The sequence below is a fragment of the Streptomyces carminius genome (assembly GCF_002794255.1).
GTDB classification, from domain to species: domain Bacteria; phylum Actinomycetota; class Actinomycetes; order Streptomycetales; family Streptomycetaceae; genus Streptomyces; species Streptomyces carminius.
Map to the genome: position 1 here is coordinate 282,810 of NZ_PGGW01000067.1, position 21,464 is coordinate 304,273.

General features: G+C 74.1%; 18 protein-coding genes, 1 tRNA gene and 1 pseudogene. 17 read left to right on the forward strand and 3 right to left on the reverse strand.

Features of this window, described 5'->3' with window-relative positions:
- The first annotated feature begins 65 nt into the window (after window positions 1-65).
- Together efp and nusB are read left to right on the forward strand one after the other, a co-directional pair.
- Entirely contained in the window at window positions 66-632 is a 567-nt protein-coding gene (gene efp / locus CUT44_RS25670) for an elongation factor P (protein WP_100204298.1), read from the forward strand.
- A gap of 2 nt (window positions 633-634) precedes the next feature.
- Window positions 635-1,057, forward strand: a complete 423-nt coding sequence (nusB, locus tag CUT44_RS25675; RefSeq protein WP_100204299.1) for a transcription antitermination factor NusB — start codon at window positions 635-637, stop codon at window positions 1,055-1,057.
- 266 nt (window positions 1,058-1,323) lie between these two features.
- On the opposite strand, the gene bldD is transcribed toward nusB, so the two are convergent.
- Entirely contained in the window at window positions 1,324-1,824 is a 501-nt protein-coding gene (gene bldD / locus CUT44_RS25680; protein WP_093662576.1) for a transcriptional regulator BldD, read from the reverse strand.
- Between the two features lie 242 nt (window positions 1,825-2,066).
- On the opposite strand from bldD, the gene pyrR reads away from it, so the two are divergent.
- The 10 genes and pseudogenes from pyrR to gmk all read left to right on the forward strand — a co-directional run.
- Window positions 2,067-2,735, forward strand: a complete 669-nt coding sequence (pyrR, locus tag CUT44_RS25685; protein ID WP_100204300.1) for a bifunctional pyr operon transcriptional regulator/uracil phosphoribosyltransferase PyrR — start codon at window positions 2,067-2,069, stop codon at window positions 2,733-2,735.
- A 156-nt stretch (window positions 2,736-2,891) separates the two neighbouring features.
- On the forward strand, window positions 2,892-3,902 hold the full coding sequence (locus CUT44_RS25690; protein WP_100204301.1) for an aspartate carbamoyltransferase catalytic subunit: 1,011 nt from the start codon (window positions 2,892-2,894) through the stop codon (window positions 3,900-3,902).
- Complete coding sequence (locus tag CUT44_RS25695) at window positions 3,899-5,191, forward strand: dihydroorotase (protein ID WP_100204302.1); 1,293 nt, start codon at window positions 3,899-3,901, stop codon at window positions 5,189-5,191. Before CUT44_RS25690 ends, CUT44_RS25695 begins: the two co-directional genes overlap by 4 nt.
- On the forward strand, window positions 5,188-5,916 hold the full coding sequence (locus CUT44_RS25700; protein WP_408646796.1) for a PH-like domain-containing protein: 729 nt from the start codon (window positions 5,188-5,190) through the stop codon (window positions 5,914-5,916). Before CUT44_RS25695 ends, CUT44_RS25700 begins: the two co-directional genes overlap by 4 nt.
- Window positions 5,913-7,055, forward strand: coding sequence for a glutamine-hydrolyzing carbamoyl-phosphate synthase small subunit (gene carA, locus CUT44_RS25705; protein WP_100204303.1), 1,143 nt, complete (start codon window positions 5,913-5,915; stop codon window positions 7,053-7,055). Before CUT44_RS25700 ends, carA begins: the two co-directional genes overlap by 4 nt.
- The gene (gene carB / locus CUT44_RS25710; protein ID WP_100204304.1) at window positions 7,048-10,368 is read left to right on the forward strand and encodes a carbamoyl-phosphate synthase large subunit; all 3,321 of its coding nucleotides are present in this window, start codon (window positions 7,048-7,050) and stop codon (window positions 10,366-10,368) included. Before carA ends, carB begins: the two co-directional genes overlap by 8 nt.
- Window positions 10,369-10,500: 132 nt before the next feature.
- Window positions 10,501-11,625, forward strand: a complete 1,125-nt coding sequence (locus tag CUT44_RS25715) for a quinone-dependent dihydroorotate dehydrogenase (RefSeq protein ID WP_100204305.1) — start codon at window positions 10,501-10,503, stop codon at window positions 11,623-11,625.
- Window positions 11,625-12,512: an orotidine-5'-phosphate decarboxylase gene (pyrF, locus tag CUT44_RS25720; RefSeq protein ID WP_100204306.1), complete on the forward strand. Its 888-nt coding sequence runs from the start codon at window positions 11,625-11,627 to the stop codon at window positions 12,510-12,512. Before CUT44_RS25715 ends, pyrF begins: the two co-directional genes overlap by 1 nt.
- 418 nt (window positions 12,513-12,930) lie before the next feature.
- Window positions 12,931-13,254 (forward strand): integration host factor, encoded by a 324-nt coding sequence (locus CUT44_RS25725; protein ID WP_100204307.1) that lies wholly within the window; start codon window positions 12,931-12,933, stop codon window positions 13,252-13,254.
- A 38-nt stretch (window positions 13,255-13,292) separates the two neighbouring features.
- Window positions 13,293-13,778: pseudogene (gene gmk / locus CUT44_RS34940) on the forward strand (guanylate kinase); the annotation flags it as partial.
- Here gmk and CUT44_RS33225 read toward each other — a convergent pair.
- Window positions 13,738-13,802: transfer RNA gene (locus CUT44_RS33225), tRNA-OTHER, on the reverse strand. The pseudogene gmk and the gene CUT44_RS33225 overlap by 41 nt on opposite strands.
- A gap of 183 nt (window positions 13,803-13,985) precedes the next feature.
- On the opposite strand from CUT44_RS33225, the gene rpoZ reads away from it, so the two are divergent.
- The 4 genes from rpoZ to CUT44_RS25750 all read left to right on the forward strand — a co-directional run bounded on the left by rpoZ (window position 13,986) and on the right by CUT44_RS25750 (window position 19,402).
- Entirely contained in the window at window positions 13,986-14,258 is a 273-nt protein-coding gene (gene rpoZ / locus CUT44_RS25735) for a DNA-directed RNA polymerase subunit omega (RefSeq protein WP_100204309.1), read from the forward strand.
- Window positions 14,259-14,456: 198 nt separating this feature from the next.
- Entirely contained in the window at window positions 14,457-15,695 is a 1,239-nt protein-coding gene (gene coaBC, locus CUT44_RS25740) for a bifunctional phosphopantothenoylcysteine decarboxylase/phosphopantothenate--cysteine ligase CoaBC (protein ID WP_100204310.1), read from the forward strand.
- A gap of 200 nt (window positions 15,696-15,895) precedes the next feature.
- Window positions 15,896-17,119, forward strand: coding sequence for a methionine adenosyltransferase (gene metK, locus CUT44_RS25745; protein WP_100204311.1), 1,224 nt, complete (start codon window positions 15,896-15,898; stop codon window positions 17,117-17,119).
- A 108-nt stretch (window positions 17,120-17,227) separates the two neighbouring features.
- On the forward strand, window positions 17,228-19,402 hold the full coding sequence (locus tag CUT44_RS25750; protein ID WP_100204312.1) for a primosomal protein N': 2,175 nt from the start codon (window positions 17,228-17,230) through the stop codon (window positions 19,400-19,402).
- Window positions 19,403-19,582: 180 nt separating this feature from the next.
- On the opposite strand, the gene CUT44_RS25755 is transcribed toward CUT44_RS25750, so the two are convergent.
- On the reverse strand, window positions 19,583-20,164 hold the full coding sequence (locus CUT44_RS25755; RefSeq protein WP_100204313.1) for a hypothetical protein: 582 nt from the start codon (window positions 20,162-20,164) through the stop codon (window positions 19,583-19,585).
- Between the two features lie 272 nt (window positions 20,165-20,436).
- Here CUT44_RS25755 and fmt point away from each other — a divergent pair, with 272 nt between their 5' ends.
- Window positions 20,437-21,369: a methionyl-tRNA formyltransferase gene (gene fmt / locus CUT44_RS25760; RefSeq protein WP_100204314.1), complete on the forward strand. Its 933-nt coding sequence runs from the start codon at window positions 20,437-20,439 to the stop codon at window positions 21,367-21,369.
- The last annotated feature ends 95 nt before the right edge of the window (window positions 21,370-21,464 follow it).

Genomic DNA, 21,464 nt, shown 5'->3' on the forward strand with positions numbered 1-21,464 from the left:
CACACGATTGGACGGCCGCCGCTCCGCGGTCTTCCGCAGCAGCAGTCTCAGGAGATTCCGCGACCGTGGCCACCACGAACGACCTCAAGAACGGCATGGTGCTCAAGCTCGACGGGGGCCAGCTCTGGTCCGTAGTCGAGTTCCAGCACGTCAAGCCAGGCAAGGGCGGCGCCTTCGTGCGCACCAAGCTCAAGAACGTCCTGTCGGGCAAGGTGGTGGACAAGACCTTCAACGCCGGCACCAAGGTCGACACGGCCACCGTCGACCGGCGCGGTATGCAGTTCTCGTACAAGGACGGTGCCGACTTCGTCTTCATGGACACCCAGACCTTCGACCAGCTCCAGGTCAACCCGGAGGTCGTGGGCGACGCCGCCAACTACCTGCTGGAGGGCCAGGACTGCACGGTGGCCATCTACGAGGACAACCCGCTGTACATCGAGCTCCCGGCGGCCGTCGAGCTGACCGTCGAGTACACCGAGCCGGGTGTCCAGGGCGACCGCTCCACCGGCGGCACCAAGCCCGCCAAGCTGGAGACCGGCTACGAGATCGGAGTGCCGCTCTTCATCACCACCGGGGAGAAGATCAAGGTCGACACCCGCTCCGGCGAGTACCTCGGCCGGGTGAACAGCTAACCGTGGCTGCCCGTACCAAGGCCCGCAAACGCGCCTTCCAGATCCTGTTCGAGGCCGATCAGCGCGACAGCGCCGTGACAGCCGTGCTGGCGGACTGGCTCCGGCACGCGCGGACCGACAACCGCCAGCCGCCGGTCGGCGAGTACACGATGCAACTGGTCGAGGGGTACGCGGAGCGCGCGGGCCGGATCGACGAGCTGCTCGAGAGCCACTCCGTCGGCTGGTCCCTCGACCGGATGCCCGCCGTGGACCGCAATCTCCTGCGGCTCGGCGCCTACGAACTGATCTGGGAGGACGAGGTGCCCGACGCGGTGGTGATCGACGAGGCGGTACAGCTCGCCAGGGAGTTCTCCACGGACGACTCCCCCTCCTTCGTCAACGGACTGCTGGGCCGGCTGAAGGAACTCAAGCCGACGCTGCGCTGAGACGCACCCGAGCGCACGGCGACGCCGCAGGCGTACGGACGCGGGGTCCGGGACATCCCATGTCCCGGACCCCGCGTCCGTGTTTCCGCGCCGGCCCGCCGTACGCCGTCCGTCCCCGGCCCTCCCCGGGAGGAGGGGAGCCCAGCGCGGACCGGAAGCACGGCCGCCACCGCTCGGGCCGGCCGGCGGGCGGCCGGTCCGAGCGGTGGCGATACGTTTCTGCGGTGGTTTCGGCGCGGCGGCCCCTGGACCGCCGCGCCCGGGTCTCAGGCCTCCTCGTGCTGGACCGCGCGGCGCGCGTCGGCGTCCAGCACACCCCAGCTGATGAGCTGCTCGGTCAGCACGGACGGCGACTGGTCGTAGATGACGGCCAGGGTGCGCAGGTCGTCCTGGCGGATCGACAGCACCTTGCCGTTGTAGTCACCGCGCTGGCTCTGGATGGTGGCGGCGTACCGCTGCAGCGGTCCGGCCTTCTCGGACGGGACGTGGGCCAGCCGCTCCAGGTCCAGGACGAGCTTCGGCGGCGGCTCGGCTGCGCCGCCCGGCGTGCTGCCCGGCAGCAGTTCCTGCACCGGGACGCCGTAGAAGTCCGCCAGCTCGGCGAGGCGCTGCACGGTCACGGCACGGTCACCGCGTTCGTACGAGCCGACCACGACCGCCTTCCAGCGGCCCTGGGACTTCTCCTCCACGCCGTGGAGGGAGAGGCCCTGCTGGGTGCGGATGGCGCGGAGCTTGGCTCCGAGCTGTTTGGCGTATTCGCTGGACATATGGCTCCCCGGGGGACGTCTTCGTAACTCACTGTGATGTTACGCAGCGTAATGTCCGCCGTCAAGCCGAACCGGCCATACCGGGGGGCCGGTCGGGTGCGGAAGCCACCCTGCAGTGCTCACCGGGTGCTCGCCGGGTGCCCGCCGGGGGTGCTCCGGCCGGACCCTGATACCGTTGACGGCGCACCATCCGGCGTCCTTTAAGACCCGTCCCGTGAGGCGGGGAAGGAGGTCCTCTTTCCATGGACGTTCCCACGAACGACCCTGCGAACGTTCCCGCGAACGGCGACAGTGGTGATGACGGCGGCGGCACGTCCGGCGCCGCGGACACCCCCGTCGTCCCCGGCGCGGAGGCCCCGGCGCGCTCCGTACTGGAGGCACCGGACATCGCCCGGGTCCTGACCCGCATCGCCCACGAGATCGTCGAACGCGCCAAGGGCGCCGACGACGTGGTGCTCCTCGGCATCCCCACCCGCGGCACGCATCTGGCCCGGCGGCTGGGCGCCAAGCTGACGGAGATCACCGGCAGACCGCTGCCGGCCGGCTCCCTCGACATCACCATGTACCGCGACGACCTGCGCATGCGCCCGGCCCGCGCCCTGGCCCACACGGAGATCCCCGGTGAGGGCATCGACGGGCGGCTCGTCGTCCTCGTCGACGACGTGCTCTTCTCCGGGCGCACCATCCGGGCCGCGCTCGACGCGCTGAACGACATCGGCCGCCCGCGCGCCGTGCAGCTCGCCGTCCTCGTCGACCGCGGCCACCGCGAGCTGCCGATCCGCGCCGACTACGTCGGCAAGAACCTCCCCACGTCGCTGCGGGAGACGGTCCGGGTCCGGCTCACCGAGGAGGACGGCCGCGACGGCGTGCTCCTCGGCGTCCGGGAGACCGCCCCGTCCGGCGAGCGGTAGCGCCGCCGGCCGTCCGGCACCCCGCCCCGGCCGGGTCACCTCCCGCCCGGACCCGCCCGTCCCCGCCCCGGCGGGATCCGCCCGGGCCGCCCCGCGCCGTACCGTGCCCGCGCACGGCCGCGGCCCGCCCCGCCCCTCAGCCACGGAAGGCAACAGATGCAGCGCCATCTCATCTCGGCCGCCGACCTCACCCGCGACGACGCCGTTCTGATCCTGGACACCGCCGAGGAGCTGGCCCGGGTCGCCGACCGGCCGATCAAGAAACTGCCGACCCTGCGCGGCCGTACCGTCGTCAACCTCTTCTTCGAGGACTCCACCCGCACCCGGATCTCGTTCGAGGCCGCCGCCAAGCGGCTCTCCGCCGATGTCATCAACTTCTCCGCCAAGGGCTCGTCGGTCTCCAAGGGCGAGTCCCTCAAGGACACCGCGGCGACCCTGGAGGCGATGGGCGCCGACGCCGTCGTCATCCGCCACCACGACTCCGGGGCCCCGCACCGGCTGGCCACCTCCGGCTGGATCGGCGGCTCGGTGGTCAACGCCGGGGACGGCACCCACGAGCACCCCACCCAGGCGCTGCTGGACGCCTTCACGCTGCGCCGCCGCCTGGTCGGGGGACCCGGTGGGGGAGCGGGAGGGGACCTGGCCGGCCGCCGGGTCACCGTCGTCGGCGACATCCTGCACAGCCGCGTCGCCCGCTCCAACGTGCACCTGCTCACCACGCTCGGCGCCGAGGTGACCCTGGTCGCCCCGCCGACCCTGGTGCCGATCGGGGTGGAGAGCTGGCCGTGCGAGGTCTCCTACGACCTGGACGTCGTCCTGCCCAAGTCCGACGCCGTGATGATGCTGCGGGTCCAGCGGGAGCGGATGAGCGCCGCCTTCTTCCCCACCGAGCGCGAGTACTCCCGCCGCTACGGCCTGGACGGCCGGCGCATGGCGCGGATGCCCGAGCACGCGGTCGTGATGCACCCCGGCCCGATGAACCGGGGCATGGAGATCACCGCCGAGGTCGCCGACTCCGGCCGATGCACCGCGGTGGAGCAGGTCGGCAACGGCGTCAGTATCCGGATGGCCGTGCTGTACCTGCTGCTGAGCGGTGCCGGACCCGCCGGAGTCCCGGCCCCCGCCCCCGCCCCCGCCACCACCCGTTCCCCCGAGGAGAGCAAGTGACCGACAGCACCTATCTGATCCGCGGCGCGCGGATCCTCGGCGGCGAGGCCGCGGACGTACGGATCGCGGACGGGACCGTCACCGAGGTGGGCGCCTCACTGGCCGCCGGCGGGGCCACCGTGGTCGAGGCCGGCGGGCGGATCCTGCTGCCGGGCCTGGTGGACCTGCACACCCATCTGCGCGAGCCCGGCCGGGAGGACTCCGAGACCGTCCTGACCGGCACCCGGGCCGCCGCGGCCGGCGGCTACACCGCCGTGCACGCCATGGCCAACACCTTCCCCGTCGCCGACACCGCCGGCGTGGTCGAGCAGGTCTGGCGGCTGGGGCGGGAGTCCGGCTACTGCGACGTGCAGCCCGTCGGCGCCGTCACCGTCGGCCTGGAGGGCAAGCAGCTCGCCGAACTGGGCGCGATGCACGACTCGGCCGCCTCGGTGCGGGTCTTCTCCGACGACGGCAAGTGCGTGGACGACGCGGTGATCATGCGCCGGGCGCTGGAGTACGTCAAGGCGTTCGACGGCGTCATCGCCCAGCACGCCCAGGAGCCCCGGCTCACCGAGGGCGCGCAGATGAACGAGGGTGTCGTCTCCGCCGAGCTGGGCCTGGGCGGCTGGCCCGCCGTCGCCGAGGAGTCGGTCATCGCCCGCGACGTGCTGCTGGCCGCGCACGTCGGCTCGCGGGTGCACATCTGCCACCTGTCCACCGCCGGGTCGGTGGAGATCGTGCGCTGGGCCAAGTCCAAGGGCTGGCACGTCACCGCCGAGGTCACCCCGCACCATCTGCTGCTCACCGACGAGCTGGTGCGCTCCTACGACCCGGTCTACAAGGTGAACCCGCCGCTGCGCACCGAGGCGGACGTCGTCGCCCTGCGCGAGGCGCTGGCGGACGGCACGATCGACTGCGTCGCCACCGACCACGCACCGCACCCGCACGAGGACAAGGACTGCGAGTGGGGCGCAGCCGCCATGGGCATGGTCGGCCTGGAGACCGCCCTGTCGGTCGTCCAGCACACCATGGTGGAGACCGGGCTGCTGGACTGGGCGGGCGTCGCCGACCGGATGTCCTTCCGGCCCGCGGCCATCGGCCGGCTGGCCGGCCACGGGCGGCCCGTCTCGGCTGGTGAGCCCGCCAACCTCGTCCTGGTCGATCCGTCCTACCGTGGAACGGTGGATTCCGCGCACTTCGCCTCCCGCAGCCGCAACACCCCCTACCAGGGCCGCGAGCTGCCGGGCAGGGTCACCCACACCTTCCTGCGGGGCAGGGCGACGGTCATGGACGGAGAACTCGTATGAACCCCTCACCGGCGGCCCTCGCCGCCCGGTACACCGCCGCCCCCGAGTCGCAGCAGGTGACCGAACTGGCCTCCCGCATCGCCTGGGTGGTCGGGCTCGCGCTGGTCGTCGCCCTGCTGTACTGGCTGATGCGGGAGGGCTGGAAGTGGCGGGCGGTGCTCCAGTCCGACCTGCCCGAGCTGCCGCAGGCCCCCGCCGGGCGGGGCGAGCCGAAGCTGGTCATGACCGGCCGCTACCACGGCTCCACCACCGCCGGGCAGTGGCTCGACCGGATCGTCGCCCACGGCCTGGGCACCCGCAGCCGGGTCGAGCTCACCCTCACCGAACAGGGCGTCGACGTGGTGCGGCCCGGGGCGGCGAGCTTCTTCGTCCCCGCCGGACAGCTGCGCGGCGCCCGGCTCGACAAGGGCATCGCGGGCAAGGTCCTCACCGAGGACGGCCTGCTGGTGATCACCTGGGAGCACGGCGGGAAGCTGCTCGACTCCGGCTTCCGCTCCGACCGCTCCGCGGAGCACACCGCCTGGCGGGACGCGCTGCGGGCGATGTCCGCCCCGTCCGTCCCGTCCACCCCGTCCGTCCCGGAGCCCGCCGACACCGCGGACGACCCCCGCGGCACCACCGACGCTGCCGCCACCACGCACCACGGGGCCGCACCCTCCCGGGGGACGCAGCGCCCCTCAGCGGCTCCGCCGCGGAACGGAAACCCCGAGAAAGGCGCACGATGACGACCTCCACCCGGAAAGCCGCCAGGGTGCCCGCCGTACTCGTCCTGGAGGACGGCCGCACCTTCCGCGGCCGTGCCTACGGAGCCGTGGGCGAGACCCTCGGCGAGGCCGTGTTCTCCACCGGCATGACCGGCTACCAGGAGACCCTGACCGACCCGTCCTACCACCGCCAGGTGGTCGTCATGACCGCCCCGCACATCGGCAACACCGGCGTCAACGACGAGGACCCCGAGTCGGGCCGCATCTGGGTGGCCGGCTATGTCGTGCGCGACCCCGCCCGCGTCCCCTCCAACTGGCGCTCGGTGCGCACCCTGGACGAGGAGCTGGCCGCCCAGGGCGTCGTCGGCATCAGCGGTGTCGACACCCGGGCGCTCACCCGCCATCTGCGCGAGCGCGGCGCGATGCGGGTCGGCATCTTCTCCGGCGACGCCGTCGCGGACGAGGCCGCCATGCTGGCGAAGGTGACGGCCGCGCCGGAGATGACCGGCGCCGACCTGGCCGCCGAGGTCGCCACCGCCGAGGCGTACACCGTCCCGGCGGTCGGTGCCAAGCGGCTGACTGTGGCCGCGGTGGACCTGGGCATCAAGGGCATGACCCCGCGCCGGATGGCCGAGCGCGGCATCGAGGTCCACGTCCTGCCCGCCACCGCCACGATCGAGGACGTCTACGCGGTCGACCCGGACGGGGTGTTCTTCTCCAACGGCCCAGGCGACCCGGCCACCGCCGACCACCCCGTCTCCGTCATGCGGGGTGTGCTGGAGCGCTCCACGCCGCTGTTCGGGATCTGCTTCGGCAACCAGGTCCTCGGCCGGGCGCTCGGCTTCGGCACCTACAAGCTCAAGTACGGGCACCGCGGCATCAACCAGCCCGTGCAGGACCGCACCACCGGGAAGGTCGAGGTCACCGCGCACAACCACGGCTTCGCCGTGGACGCGCCCCTGGACGCCCCCAGCGACACCCCCTACGGCCGCGCCGAGGTCTCCCACGTCTGCCTCAACGACGGCGTCGTCGAGGGGCTGCGGCTGCTGGACCGCCCCGCGTTCAGCGTCCAGTACCACCCCGAGGCCGCCGCCGGCCCGCACGACGCCGCCTACCTGTTCGACCGGTTCGTCTCCCTGATGGAGGGCCAGCGTGCCTAAGCGCACCGATATCCAGTCCGTCCTGGTCATCGGCTCCGGCCCGATCGTCATCGGGCAGGCCGCCGAGTTCGACTACTCCGGCACCCAGGCGTGCCGCGTCCTCAAGGCCGAGGGCATGCGGGTGATCCTGGTCAACTCCAACCCCGCCACGATCATGACCGACCCGGAGATCGCCGACGCCACCTACGTCGAGCCGATCACCCCGGAGTACGTCGAGAAGATCGTCGCCAAGGAGCGCCCCGACGCGCTGCTGCCCACCCTGGGCGGCCAGACGGCGCTGAACACCGCGATCTCGCTGCACGAGTCGGGCGTCCTGGAGAAGTACGGCGTGGAGCTGATCGGCGCCAACGTCGCGGCGATCCGCAAGGGCGAGGACCGCGAGCAGTTCAAGGAGGTCGTGGCGGCGGTCCGGGAGAAGATCGGGCACGGCGAGTCCGCCCGCTCGGTCATCTGCCACTCCATGGACGAGGTGCTGGCCGGGGTCGAGACGCTCGGCGGCTACCCCGTGGTCGTCCGTCCCTCCTTCACCATGGGCGGGGCGGGCTCCGGCTTCGCCCACGACGAGGACGAGCTGCGCCGCATCGCCGGGCAGGGCCTGACGCTCTCCCCGACCACCGAGGTGCTCCTGGAGGAGTCCATCCTGGGCTGGAAGGAGTACGAGCTGGAGCTGATGCGCGACCGCAACGACAACGTGGTGGTCGTCTGCTCCATCGAGAACCTCGACCCGATGGGCGTGCACACCGGCGACTCCATCACCGTCGCCCCGGCGATGACGCTGACCGACCGCGAGTACCAGGTGCTGCGCGACATCGGCATCGCGGTCATCCGCGAGGTCGGCGTGGACACCGGCGGCTGCAACATCCAGTTCGCCGTCGACCCGGCCGACGGCCGGGTCGTCGTGATCGAGATGAACCCCCGGGTCTCCCGCTCCTCGGCGCTGGCCTCCAAGGCCACCGGCTTCCCGATCGCCAAGATCGCCGCCAGGCTGGCCGTGGGCTACACCCTCGACGAGATCCCCAACGACATCACCGAGCAGACCCCGGCCTCCTTCGAGCCCACCCTGGACTATGTGGTGGTCAAGGTCCCGCGCTTCGCGTTCGAGAAGTTCCCGGCCGCCGACGCCACCCTGACCACCACCATGAAGTCGGTGGGTGAGGCCATGGCCATCGGCCGCAACTTCCCCGAGGCGCTGAACAAGGCGCTGCGCTCGCTGGAGAAGTCCGGCAGCCAGTTCGACTTCGCCACGCCGGTGGGGGACCTCGGCGGCAAGGACGAGCTGCTGGCCGCGGCCCGCCGTCCCACCGACGGGCGGATCAACACCGTGATGGCCGCCATCCGCGCCGGGGCGAGCCCCGAGGAGGTCTTCGCGGCCACCGGGATCGACCCCTGGTTCACCGACCAGCTCTTCCTGATCAGGGAGATCGCCGACGAGCTGGCCGCCGCCGGCCGGCTCGACGTCGAGCTGCTGGCCGAGGCCAAGCGGCACGGCTTCTCCGACGCCCAGATCGCCGCGCTGCGCGGGCTGCGCGAGGACGTCGTGCGCGAGGTCCGCCACACCCTGGGGGTGCGCCCGGTCTACAAGACGGTCGACACCTGCGCCGCCGAGTTCGCCGCGCGGACCCCGTACTTCTACTCCTCCTACGACGAGGAGAGCGAGGTCGCGCCCCGCGATAAGCCCGCCGTGATCATCCTCGGCTCGGGCCCCAACCGCATCGGGCAGGGCATCGAGTTCGACTACTCCTGCGTCCACGCCTCCTTCGCGCTGCGCGACGCGGGCTACGAGACCGTGATGGTCAACTGCAACCCCGAGACGGTCTCCACCGACTACGACACCTCCGACCGGCTGTACTTCGAGCCGCTCACCCTGGAGGACGTCCTGGAGGTCGTCCGCGCCGAGCAGCAGGCCGGCCCCGTGGCGGGTGTGATCGTCCAGCTCGGCGGCCAGACGCCGCTGGGCCTGGCCCAGGCGCTCAAGGACAACGGCGTGCCCGTGGTGGGCACCTCCCCGGAGGCCATCCACCTCGCCGAGGACCGCGGCGCCTTCGGCCGGGTGCTCGCCGAGGCCGGTCTGCCCGCGCCCAAGTACGGCACCGCCTTCTCCTTCGACCAGGCCAAACAGATCGCCGCCGGGATCGGCTACCCGGTCATGGTCCGCCCCTCCTACGTGCTGGGCGGCCGCGGCATGGAGATCGTCTACGACGAGCCCTCGCTCGCGGAGTACCTCAAGCGGCACGCCGGGCTGATCTCCGAGCACCCGGTGCTGATCGACCGGTTCCTCGACGACGCGATAGAGATCGACGTCGACGCGCTCTACGACGGCACCGAGCTGTACCTGGGCGGTGTGATGGAGCACATCGAGGAGGCGGGCATCCACTCCGGCGACTCCGCCTGCGCGCTGCCCCCCATCACCCTGGGCGGCTTCGACATCAAGCGGCTGCGCGCCTCCACCGAGGCCATCGCGCGCGGCGTGGGGGTGCGCGGGCTGATCAACATCCAGTTCGCGCTGTCCGGGGACATCCTCTACGTGCTGGAGGCCAACCCGCGCGCCTCCCGCACCGTCCCCTTCACCTCCAAGGCCACCGCCGTACCCCTGGCCAAGGCCGCCGCCCGGATCTCGCTGGGCGCCACCGTCGCCGAGCTGCGGGCGGAGGGCATGCTGCCGGCCACCGGGGACGGCGGCACCCTGCCGCTGGACGCGCCGATCTCGGTGAAGGAGGCCGTCCTGCCCTGGACCCGCTTCCGGGACGTCCACGGCCGCGGCGTGGACACCGTGCTCGGCCCGGAGATGCGCTCCACCGGCGAGGTCATGGGCATCGACACCGTCTTCGGCACCGCCTACGCCAAGTCGCAGGCCGGGGCGTACGGCGCGCTGCCCACCAAGGGCCGGGCCTTCGTCTCGGTCGCCAACCGAGACAAGCGCTCGATGGTCTTCCCGGCCCGTGAACTGGTCGCCATGGGCTTCGAGCTGCTGGCCACCTCCGGCACCGCCGAGGTGCTGCGCCGCAACGGCATCAGCGCCACCGTGGTGCGCAAGCAGAGCGAGGGGGAGGGGCCGAACGGCGAGAAGACCATCGTCCAGCTCATCCACGACGGCGAGGTCGACCTCATCGTCAACACCCCCTACGGCACCGGCAGCCGCCTGGACGGCTACGAGATCCGCACCGCCGCGGTCGCCCGGGGCGTCCCCTGCCTGACCACCGTCCAGGCCCTGGCCGCCGCGGTGCAGGGCATCGAGGCCCTCACCCGCGGGGACGTGGGAGTCCGCTCCCTCCAGGAGCACGCGGAGCGTCTGATCGCCGCCCGCGAGGGCTGAGGCGGCCGAGGGGGACACCGGCTCCGGTGTCCCCCTCGGCCGCGAGAGCTCCCGTACCCCCGTACCTCCGTCCCGGTGTCCCAGCGCCCCGACACGCCGCGGCCACGCGGCCCCGCAGCCGAGGAAGACCCCATGTACGCCCTGCTGTTCGCCCTGCTCCTCAAGCGCCTGGACCCCGAGCGGGCGCACCGGCTGGCGTTCGCGCTGATCCGGCTGACGGCCCGCGTCCCCGGTCTGCGCGGCCTCGTCGCGGCCGTCCTCGCCCCCACCCGGGCGCAACGGAACGCCCTGGCCACCGAGGCCTTCGGCCTGCGTATGCGCGGCCCCTTCGGGCTGGCCGCCGGCTTCGACAAGAACGCCGTCGGCATCGACGGACTGACCATGCTCGGCTTCGACCACGTCGAGATCGGCACCGTCACCGGGCACGCCCAGCCCGGCAACCCGGCGCCCCGGCTGTTCCGGCTGGTCGGCGACCGCGCACTGATCAACCGCATGGGCTTCAACAACGACGGCTCCGCCGCCGTGGCCGCCCGCCTCGCCGGGCGCCGCGCCGTCTTCCCCACCACCGTCGGCGTCAACATCGGCAAGACCAAGCTCACTCCCGAGAGAGAGGCCGCGGACGACTACGCGCTCTCCGCCTCCCGGCTGGCCCCCCACGCCGACTACCTCGTCGTCAACGTCTCCTCGCCCAACACCCCCGGTCTGCGGAACCTCCAGGCCACCGGGCAGCTCCGCCCGCTGCTGACGGCCGTGCGCGCCGCCGCCGACGCCGCGGTGCCCGGCCGCCGGGTGCCGCTGCTGGTCAAGATCGCCCCCGACCTGGCCGACGAGGACGTCGACGCGGTGGCCGACCTCGCCGTCGAACTGGGCCTGGACGGCATCATCGCCACCAACACCACCATCGCCCGGGACGGTCTGGGCCTGACCGCCGAACGTGCCGAGATCGAGGCCGTCGGTGCCGGAGGACTGTCCGGTGCCCCCCTGAAGGACCGCTCCCTGGCGGTGCTGCGCCGGCTGTACGCGCGCGTCGGCGACCGCGTCACCCTCGTCGGGGTCGGCGGGGTGCGCACCGCCGACGACGTGTGGGAGCGGATCCTGGCCGGCGCCACCCTCGTCCAGGGCTACAGCGCCTTCGTCTACGAGGGCCCGGCGTGGTGCCGCCGCGTCCACCGCGGGCTGGCCGCGCGCCTGGCCGCGAGCCCGTACGCCACCCTCGCCGAGGCCGTCGGCGCCGACACCCGGAAGGTGACCCCCTGATGACCGGCACGACACCCGACACGTCCGGCACGACACCCGGCACGGCGGACGCGGAGCCCCCCGAGCCCTTCGGGGCCCGCCTGCGCCGCGCCCTGGACGACCGCGGCCCGCTGTGCGTCGGCATCGACCCGCACGCCGCGCTGCTGTCCGCCTGGGGGCTGGACGACGACGTGGCGGGCCTGGAGCGCTTCACGCGCACGGTCGTGGACGCCCTCGCCGGACAGGTGGCCGTCCTCAAGCCGCAGTCCGCCTTCTTCGAGCGCTTCGGCTCCCGGGGGATCGCCGTGCTGGAGCGGGCGATCGCCGACGCCCGCTCGGCCGGGGCGCTGGTGCTCACCGACGCCAAGCGCGGCGACATCGGCTCCACCATGGCCGCCTACGCCGCCGCCTACCTGGACCCGGGCAGCCCGCTGTTCTCCGACGCGGTGACCCTCAGCCCCTATCTCGGCTTCGGCTCGCTGCGGCCCGCCCTGGACGCGGCCCGGTCGGCCGGTTCGGGGGTCTTCGTGCTGGCGCTCACCTCCAACCCGGAGGGCGCCGAGGTGCAGCGGGCCACGGCCGCGGGCGGCGCCTCGGTCGCCCGGACGGTGCTCGGCCACATCGCCCGGGAGAACGCCGGGGCCGCCCCGCTCGGCTCGGTCGGGGCGGTGGTGGGCGCCACCCTGGGGGAGGCCGGCGTCGACCTGGCGGTGAACGGCCCGCTGCTGGCTCCCGGACTCGGGGCGCAGGGAGCCACCGCCGAGGACCTTCCCCGGGTCTTCGGCGCCGCCGTGCGCGATGTCGTCCCGAGCATCAGCCGGGGCGTCCTGGGGCGGGGCCCCTCCCCGGCGGCGCTGCGCGAGGCGGCCGCCCGGGAGACCGGCCGCCTCCGGGCGGTCCTGGGCTGAACGTGAACGGCGGCCCATGTACGGCCTCCGCGGGGGGTCTTCGGACCGGCGGGGCGTTCCGGAGGTGCTCCGAAGGTGCTCCGCCGGAGCCTTCCCGGAACGCTTCCGGGGCCTTCGCCGGGGGCCGGAAACCGCGCAACCGGCCGTCGCACAGGGGCTTTTGCCCGTAAATGCACCAGTCGACTTGAGTCTGACCAGGACTTTTCGCTTGTTCTCGCTGACTCTGGCGCCCGGGGCCGCTAGTCTCCGACGAGAGCACCGCGCATTCCGAGGTCTCCCCAGGTCCGGAGGGCCGAGTCCGGGTCTCCCCGGGCCGGGGGCCGGGGACGTGTTGCTCGTTGCCCCGCGGAAGCGGGGCTACTAGGTTCCTCACCGATCATCCGTATCCGACAGTTTCGACATCCGAGGTGACGTAGGCGTGGCTCTTCCGCCCCTTACCCCTGAACAGCGCGCAGCCGCGCTCAAGAAGGCCGCCTCGGCTCGCCGGGAGCGCGCCGAGGTCAAGAACCGACTGAAGCACTCCGGCCTCTCGCTCCACGAGGTCATCAAGCAGGGCCAGGAGAACGACGTCATCGGCAAGATGCCGGTCTCCGCCCTGCTGGAATCCCTGCCCGGCGTCGGCAAGGTCCGGGCCCGCCAGATCATGGAGCGGATCGGCATCTCCGAGAGCCGCCGGGTGCGTGGCCTGGGTTCCAACCAGATCGCCTCCCTCGAGCGCGAGTTCGGCGGCGGTTCCGCCTGACGTTTCCGGGTCACGCCGGGAACCGGGATAATCGCCGTATGAGTGAACGTCCGCGACTGACCGTGCTCTCCGGCCCCTCCGGGGTCGGCAAGAGCACGGTCGTCGCTCATCTGCGCAAGGTCCACCCCGAGGTCTGGCTCTCGGTCTCCGCCACCACCCGCAGGCCGCGTCCCGGCGAGCGGCACGGCGTCCAGTACTTCTTCGTGGACGACGAGGAGTTCGACAAGCTGGTCGCCAACGGCGAGCTGCTGGAGTGGGCGGAGTTCGCGGGCAACCGCTACGGGACGCCCCGGCAGGCCGTACTGGAGCGGCTGGCGGCGGGCGACCCGGTGCTCCTGGAGATCGATCTCCAGGGCGCGCGGCAGGTGCGCGAGTCGATGCCCGGCGCCCGGCTGGTCTTCCTCGCCCCGCCGAGCTGGGACGAGCTGGTCCGCCGGCTCACCGGCCGGGGCACCGAGTCCCCCGAGGTCGTCGAGCGGCGGCTGGCGGCGGCCAGGATCGAACTGGCGGCCGAGCCGGAGTTCGACGTCACCCTGGTCAACACCTCCGTCGAGGACGTCAGCCGCGAGCTGCTAGCCTTGATGCAGGTTGTGTGATCCCTGCCGAGACGCCCCGGCGTCCTCGCCGGACAGCCGGGACGGGGGCACGGGTCACCGTTCGCCCCGGTGTCACCGGCCCCGGATCACCACCCGTACTGTCCACCGCCTGTCCACCGCTGCGGAAGGTAGAGAGTGTCCTCTCCCATTTCCACGCCCGAGGGCATCATCAATCCGCCGATCGATGAGCTGCTCGAAGCCACCGACTCGAAGTACAGCCTGGTGATCTACGCCGCCAAGCGCGCGCGCCAGATCAACGCCTACTACTCGCAGCTCGGCGAGGGCCTGCTGGAGTACGTCGGCCCCCTGGTGGACACCCACGTCCACGAGAAGCCCCTGTCGATCGCGCTCCGCGAGATCAACGCGGGCCTGCTGACCGCCGAGGCGACCGACGCCCCGGCGCAGTAGCCGTCCGGCCGCCGTGGTCGGCGGCCGCACCGGCGCGCACCACCGCGCCACGGGCCCGGCAGCCTCGCTGCCGGGCCCGCGGCGTGCCGCGGAAGGGGGCCGGTGGCCGGGACGCGGGCGGCGGGGACGCCGGGAGGGGAACGCCGCGGGAAGACCCGGCGGGAAGAACGCCGTGAGAGCTCCGGGAGAGGCGCGAGGATGCACACACCCGACAAGCCCAGGGTGGTCCTGGGGGTCAGCGGCGGCATCGCCGCCTACAAGGCGTGCGAGCTGCTGCGGCGGCTGACCGAGTCCGGCCACGACGTACGGGTGGTGCCGACCGCGTCGGCGCTGAACTTCGTCGGCGAGGCCACCTGGGCGGCGCTGTCCGGGAACCCGGTGGCGACCGGGGTCTGGGAGGACGTCCACGAGGTCCCGCACGTCCGCATCGGGCAGAGCGCCGACCTGGTCGTCGTGGCGCCCGCGACCGCCGACACCCTGGCCCGGGCGGCCCACGGGCTCGCCGACGACCTGCTGACCAACACCCTGCTCACCGCCCGCTGCCCGGTGGTCTTCGCGCCAGCCATGCACACCGAGATGTGGGAGCACCCCGCCACCGCCGAGAACGTGGCCACCCTGCGCCGCCGCGGCGCGGTCGTCGTCGAGCCCGCCGTCGGACGGCTGACCGGGGCGGACACCGGCAAGGGACGGCTGCCCGAGCCCGGCGAGATCCTCGAGGTCTGTCTGCGGGTGCTGGCCCGGGGCGCCGGGGGCGGGCGGGACCTGGCCGGACGCCATGTGGTGGTCAGCGCGGGCGGCACCCGCGAGCCGCTGGACCCGGTGCGCTTCCTGGGCAACCGCTCCTCGGGCCGGCAGGGGTACGCCCTGGCGCGCACCGCGGTGGCGCGCGGTGCCCGGGTCACCCTGGTCGCGGCCAACACCGCGCTGCCCGATCCCGCGGGTGCGGACGTGGTGCCGGTGGGGACGGCCGTACAGCTGCGGGAGGCGGTGCTGAAGGCCGCCGGGGACGCGGACGCGGTGGTGATGGCCGCGGCCGTGGCCGACTTCCGGCCCGCCCGCTATGTCCAGGGGAAGATCAAGAAGCGGGACGGGCAGGGCCCGGAGCCGGTCGCGCTGGTCCGCAACCCCGACGTCCTCGCCGAGCTCTCCGCGGCCCGGCCCCGCCCCGGGCAGGTGGTCGTCGGCTTCGCCGCCGAGACCGACGACGTCCTGGCCAACGGCCGCGCCAAACTCGCCCGCAAGGGGTGCGACCTGCTGGTCGTCAACGAGGTGGGCGAGGACCGGACGTTCGGCTCGGCGGAGAACGAGGCCGTCCTGCTGGGCGCCGACGGCCGTGAGACACCCGTGCCGCACGGCCCCAAGGAGGCCCTGGCCGACACGGTGTGGGACGAAGTCGTCCGCATGCTGAACGCCGGGGGGCCTCCGAGCAGCCGTTGAAACCGCTCTGACCTGCCCGTACGGTCTTCTCCGGCGGCTTCCGGGGCTCCTTCCGGAGCGTGCGGCACGGCACGGACGTGTCGGAGTGCGAGACAACCTGGCCGAACCGTGAGGACCTGCGGATAAACTGACGGCGGACCGCGCCCGGGTGCCGGTCCGCCCGAACACAGTCAGCAGCCGCTGCAACCCCAGGGAGCGATGTGTCCCGCCGCCTGTTCACCTCGGAGTCCGTGACCGAGGGCCACCCCGACAAGATCGCCGACCAGATCAGCGACACCATCCTCGACGCCCTCCTGACGCAGGACCCCACCTCCCGGGTCGCCGTGGAGACGCTGATCACCACCGGCCTGGTGCACGTGGCCGGAGAGGTGACCACCGCGGCGTACGCGGACATCCCCACCCTGGTGCGGGAGAAGATCCTCGCCATCGGCTACGACTCCTCCAAGAAGGGCTTCGACGGCGCCTCCTGCGGGGTCTCGGTGTCCATCGGCGCGCAGTCCCCGGACATCGCACAGGGCGTGGACGAGGCGTACGAGCAGCGCGTCGGGGGTGCGGCCCCGAAGGGAGAGGCCGACGAGCTCGACCGGCAGGGCGCCGGCGACCAGGGCCTGATGTTCGGCTACGCCTGCGACGAGACGCCCGAGCTGATGCCGCTGCCGATCCATCTGGCGCACCGGCTCTCGAAGCGCCTGACCGAGGTCCGCAAGAACGGCACCATTCCCTACCTGCGCCCGGACGGCAAGACGCAGGTGACCGTCGAGTACCACGGCGACAAGGCCGTCCGGCTGGACACCGTGGTGGTCTCCTCCCAGCACGCCTCCGACATCGACCTGGACTCGCTGCTGGCCCCCGACATCCGCGAGTTCGTCGTCGAGCACGTCCTGGCCCAGCTGGTGGAGGACGGGATCAAGCTGGACACCGACGGCTACCGGCTGCTGGTCAACCCCACCGGCCGGTTCGAGATCGGCGGGCCGATGGGTGACGCGGGTCTGACCGGCCGGAAGATCATCATCGACACCTACGGCGGGATGGCCCGCCACGGCGGCGGCGCGTTCTCCGGCAAGGACCCCTCCAAGGTGGACCGCTCGGCCGCCTACGCGATGCGCTGGGTGGCCAAGAACGTGGTGGCCGCCGGGCTGGCCGCCCGCTGCGAGGTGCAGGTGGCGTACGCGATCGGCAAGGCCGAGCCGGTGGGCCTGTTCGTGGAGACCTTCGGCACCCACACCGTCGAGGTGGAGAAGATCGAGCAGGCCATCGGCGAGGTCTTCGACCTGCGCCCGGCCGCCCTCATCCGCGATCTGGACCTGCTGCGCCCGATCTACGCGGCCACGGCCGCCTACGGTCACTTCGGCCGCGAGCTGCCCGACTTCACCTGGGAGCGCACCGACCGCACCGACGCGCTCCGCAAGGCCGCCGGGCTGTAGTCCCGGCCGGCCCTCCGGCGCCACCGGCACGCTCCGGCTCCCGCCCCGGGTTGTCGTCCGGCCGCGCGAACCGGGCCGTGTCGGTGGCTTCTGGTAGGACTGGAGGCTGTGAGCAGCGAGAACGGTCGGCCGGAGGGCACCCCGGGGCAGGAGCCGCCGGGGGGTGAGCAGCTTGCGCTGATCCGGGAGACCGTCCGCCGGGCCAGGCCGCCCCGGGCCCGGCCGCGCACCTGGCGCGGCGCCGAGCTCGCCCCGCGCGACCCGGTCGCCCGGGTCCTGGTCGACAAGGGGCTGCTCCACCTCGACCGCCTCTTCGACTACGCGGTCCCCGCCGCCATGGACGCCGAGGCCCGGCCCGGGGTGCGGGTGCGGGTCCGTTTCGGGGCGGGGGAGCGCGGCGGGCGCCGCGAGGGCGGCGGCCTGGTCAACGGCTTCATCGTCGAGCGCCGCGCGGAGTCCGACTTCCCCGGCACCCTGGCCCCCGTCGCCCAGGTCCTCTCCCCGGAGCCGGTCCTCACCCCCGGTCTGCTGGCCCTGTGCCGGGCCGTCGCCGACCGCTACGCCGGGGCGCTGGCCGACGTCGTCCAGCTGGCCGTGCCCCCCCGTATGGCCCGCGCCGAGCGGACGGCCGGGCGGGACGGGCCGGACGGCACGGCGGCGGCCGGCGTTCCGCACCCCCCGCCCCCCGCCCCGGGCACCTGGGCCCGCTACCCGGCCGGGCCCGGCTATCTGCGGGCCCTGGCCGCCGGTGAGTCCCCCCGCGCGGTGTGGACGGCGCTGCCCGGCCCGCACTGGCCCGAGGAGCTGGCCCGGGCGCTGGCCGCCACGCTGGCCGCCGGCCGCGGCGCGCTCGCCGTACTGCCCGACGGGCGGGCCGCCGCCCGGGTGGACGCGGCCCTGACCGCCCTCGTCGGCGCGGGACGTCACGTACTGCTCACCGCCGACGCCGGGCCCGAGGCCCGTTACCGCCGCTGGCTCTCCGTCAGCCGCGGCACGGTGCGCGGTGTGGTCGGCACCCGTGCCGCGATGTTCGCGCCCGTGCGAGACCTCGGACTCGCCGCGATCTGGGAGGACGGGGACACCGGCCACCGCGACCCCCACGAGCCGATGCCGCACGCCCGCGAGGTGCTGCTGCTGCGCGCCGCCCGGGAGGGATGCGGCTTCCTGCTGGGCGCGCACGGCTGCACCGTGGAGGCCGCGCAGCTCGTCGAGACCGGCTGGGCCCGCCCGCTGGCCGCCGACCGGGACGCGGTGCGCGCGGCGGCGCCGCTGGTGCGCACCGTCGGCGACGGGGACGAGGCGCGCGATCCCGCCGCGCGCGCCGCCCGGCTGCCCTCCCTCGCCTGGGAGACCGTCCGCGACGCCCTCGGGCGCGGCCCGGTGCTCGTCCAGGTGCCGCGCCGCGGCTACGTCCCGAAGCTGGCGTGCGCGCACTGCCGGGAGCCCGCCCGCTGCGTCCACTGCGCGGGCCCGCTGGCGGCCACCGGGGAGCGGACCCCGCCCGGCTGCGGCTGGTGCGGACGCGCCGTACCGGAGTGGACGTGCCCGGAGTGCGGCGGCACCCGGCTGCGCGGCCAGGTCTTCGGGGCCCGGCGCACCGCCGAGGAGCTGGGGCGGGCCTTCCCGGCCGTCCCCGTGCGCACCTCCGGCCGCGACCACGTTCTGGCGTCGGTGCCCGACCGGCCCGCCCTGGTGGTCAGCACCCCGGGGGCGGAACCGGTGGCCGAGGGCCCGGGATACGCGGCGGCGCTGCTGCTGGACGGCTGGGCGCTGCTGGGCCGCCCCGACCTGCGGGCCGGGGAGGAGGCGCTGCGCCGCTGGCTGGGCGCCGCGGCGCTGGTGCGTCCCCGGTCCGGGGGCGGCACGGTGGTCGTCATGGCCGAGCCGGCCCTGCGCCCCGTCCAGGCGCTGGTCCGCTGGGATCCGGCCGGGCACGCCCGCCGCGAACTGGCCGAGCGGGCCGAACTGGGCTTCCCGCCGGTGTCCCGGATGGCCGCCGTGACCGGGCCGCCCGAGGCCGTCGCCGAACTGCTGGAGTCGGCCGGGCTGCCGGCCGGCGCCGAGGTGCTGGGACCGGTGCCGCTGCCGGTGGCCCCGCCCGGGCAGCCCCGGCGCCCGGGCGCGCCCCCGCCGGGGGAGCGGTGGGACCGGGCGCTGGTCAGGGTGCCGCCGGGCAGCGGCGCCGAGCTCGCGGCCGCGCTCCGAACCGCACGGGCGGCCCGGCTGGCCCGCCGTACGGGCCCGCCCGTGCGGGTCCGTATCGACCCGGAGGACATCGGCTGACCGCGGTGATGCCCGTGGTGACGCCCGCGTCCCGGGCCGTCCGGTGCCGGCGGGGCCCGGAGCGCCGGGCAGCGCAGGGCTGGGCAGCGCAGGGCAGGGAACAGAAAAAGAGTGCCAAGCGCCCGGCCGGGGAGTGGGACCGGCCGGGCATCCGGCTGCGGGGAAACGGCTGAGAAGGGGTCAGCCGTTGCGGGGGCCGGGCAGGGCGTTCGGCCGCGGCTCCGCCGGCCGGTCGGACCGGCCCGGCAGAGCCGCGGATCCGGTGGCCACCGGACGGGCGGGCGGCGCGGCGCCGCCCTCGCCGCCGGCGCTCCGCCGGACCGCCGGGTCCTCACCCGCGCCGCCCGCCGCGTCGCCGCCCGTGCCCTCCGCGCCGCCGCCCGTACCGCCCATGCCGTGCTGCTGTGCCGCCGTGGTCCGCCGCGCGCCGTAACGGCGGTGGACGGCCTGCTTGGTGACACCGAGGGCCGAGCCCACCGCGTCCCAGGAGAACCCCAGCGAACGGTCGAACTCCACCGCCGACGTCACCAGTGACTCCACACTGTCGCGCAGCTCCTGGGCGATCCGTACGGTGGGCGCCGGGGCCCGGCCGTAGACGACGAAGCCCGCGGACGGACCCGCGCGCCGCGGCCGGTAGACGTTGCCGAGCTGGGACGTGAGGGTGCGCAGTGCGTCCACCTGCCGGCGGACCCGCTCGATGTCCCGCACCAGCAGGTGCAGACTGGCCCGTGTCCGGGCGTCGGGGGTGGCGTGGTCGGCCATCGGAAGCCTCTCGAACCGCGTGGGAGGGACCGGCCGCGTCCGCGGCCCGTTTCGGTCAAGGTGCATTGACCAACGCCGCTCGGCCACCGGGGTCACGCTGCGGGGCTCGCGAACAGCCGTGGGAGCGGTCCACCGCCGGGCGCACGCCCCCGGAGCGCCCCCGGAGGGCCGGGTGCTGACGGACCGTAGACTGGTGCGCCGTTCCGCGTACCGTCCGTGCCCCTTCCGGGCCCGGGCCGGTCCCGCCGTCCGCGAGAGGTGTTCCCCCGCCCATGAGGCTCGTCTTCGCCGGTACCCCCGAGGTCGCCGTACCCGCCCTCGACGCCCTGATCGCCTCGGAGCGGCACGAGGTCGCGGCCGTCGTCACCCGGCCCGACGCGCCGGCCGGCCGCGGCCGCCGCACGGTGGCCAGCCCGGTCGCCGAGCGGGCCGAGGAGGCGGGCATCGAGGTTCTCAAGCCCGCCCGCCCCCGGGACGAGGACTTCCTCGCCCGGCTGCGCGGGATCGCCCCGGACTGCTGCCCGGTCGTCGCCTACGGGGCGCTGCTGCCCCGGGCCGCCCTGGACATCCCGCCCCGGGGCTGGGTCAACCTGCACTTCTCGCTGCTGCCCGCCTGGCGCGGCGCGGCCCCCGTCCAGCACGCGATCATGGCCGGGGACGAGGTCACCGGTGCCGCCACCTTCCTGATCGAGGAGGGCCTGGACTCCGGTCCGGTCTACGGGGTGGTCACCGAGGAGATCCGGCCCACCGACACCAGCGGCGACCTGCTGACCCGGCTGGCCTTCGCCGGTGCCGGGCTGCTGGCCGCCACCATGGACGGGATCGAGGACGGCACCCTGCGGGCCGCTCCCCAGCCCGCCGAGGGCGTCAGCCTCGCCCCCAAGATCACCGTCGAGGACGCCCGCGTCGACTGGTCCGCCCCCGCGCTGCGCGTGGACCGGGTGGTGCGCGGCTGTTCGCCCGCCCCCGGGGCCTGGACGGTCTTCCGCGGCGAGCGCCTCAAACTGCGGCAGGTCGCCCTCGCCCCCGACCGCACCGGACTGGACCCCGGTGAACTGTCGGCCGGGAAGAACGCCGTGTACGCCGGGACCGGCTCGCACGCCGTGGAGCTGCTGTGGGTCCAGCCGCAGGGGAAGAAGCCGATGGCGGCGGCCGACTGGGCGCGCGGGGTCCGTATCGCGCCGGGCGAGCGGCTGGGCGGGTGACCGGGGAGCGGCCGGGCGGGGCGGGCCGGGGACGTAGGCTGGTATGCCGCGCCCGCCCCGCGGTCCCCGCGCGTCCTCCCCGATCCCCAGCCGGA

Bases quoted from the DNA above. Each gene is read 5' to 3' on its own strand.
- bldD (WP_093662576.1), bottom strand. From the start codon at position 1,824: ATGTCCAGCGAATACGCCAAACAGCTCGGAGCCAAGCTCCGCGCCATC.
- pyrR (WP_100204300.1), top strand. From the start codon at position 2,067: ATGGACGTTCCCACGAACGACCCTGCGAACGTTCCCGCGAACGGCGAC.
- CUT44_RS25690 (WP_100204301.1), top strand. From the start codon at position 2,892: ATGCAGCGCCATCTCATCTCGGCCGCCGACCTCACCCGCGACGACGCC.
- CUT44_RS25700 (WP_408646796.1), top strand. From the start codon at position 5,188: ATGAACCCCTCACCGGCGGCCCTCGCCGCCCGGTACACCGCCGCCCCC.
- carA (WP_100204303.1), top strand. From the start codon at position 5,913: ATGACGACCTCCACCCGGAAAGCCGCCAGGGTGCCCGCCGTACTCGTC.
- CUT44_RS25715 (WP_100204305.1), top strand. From the start codon at position 10,501: ATGTACGCCCTGCTGTTCGCCCTGCTCCTCAAGCGCCTGGACCCCGAG.
- pyrF (WP_100204306.1), top strand. From the start codon at position 11,625: ATGACCGGCACGACACCCGACACGTCCGGCACGACACCCGGCACGGCG.
- coaBC (WP_100204310.1), top strand. From the start codon at position 14,457: ATGCACACACCCGACAAGCCCAGGGTGGTCCTGGGGGTCAGCGGCGGC.
- CUT44_RS25755 (WP_100204313.1), bottom strand. From the start codon at position 20,164: ATGGCCGACCACGCCACCCCCGACGCCCGGACACGGGCCAGTCTGCAC.
- fmt (WP_100204314.1), top strand. From the start codon at position 20,437: ATGAGGCTCGTCTTCGCCGGTACCCCCGAGGTCGCCGTACCCGCCCTC.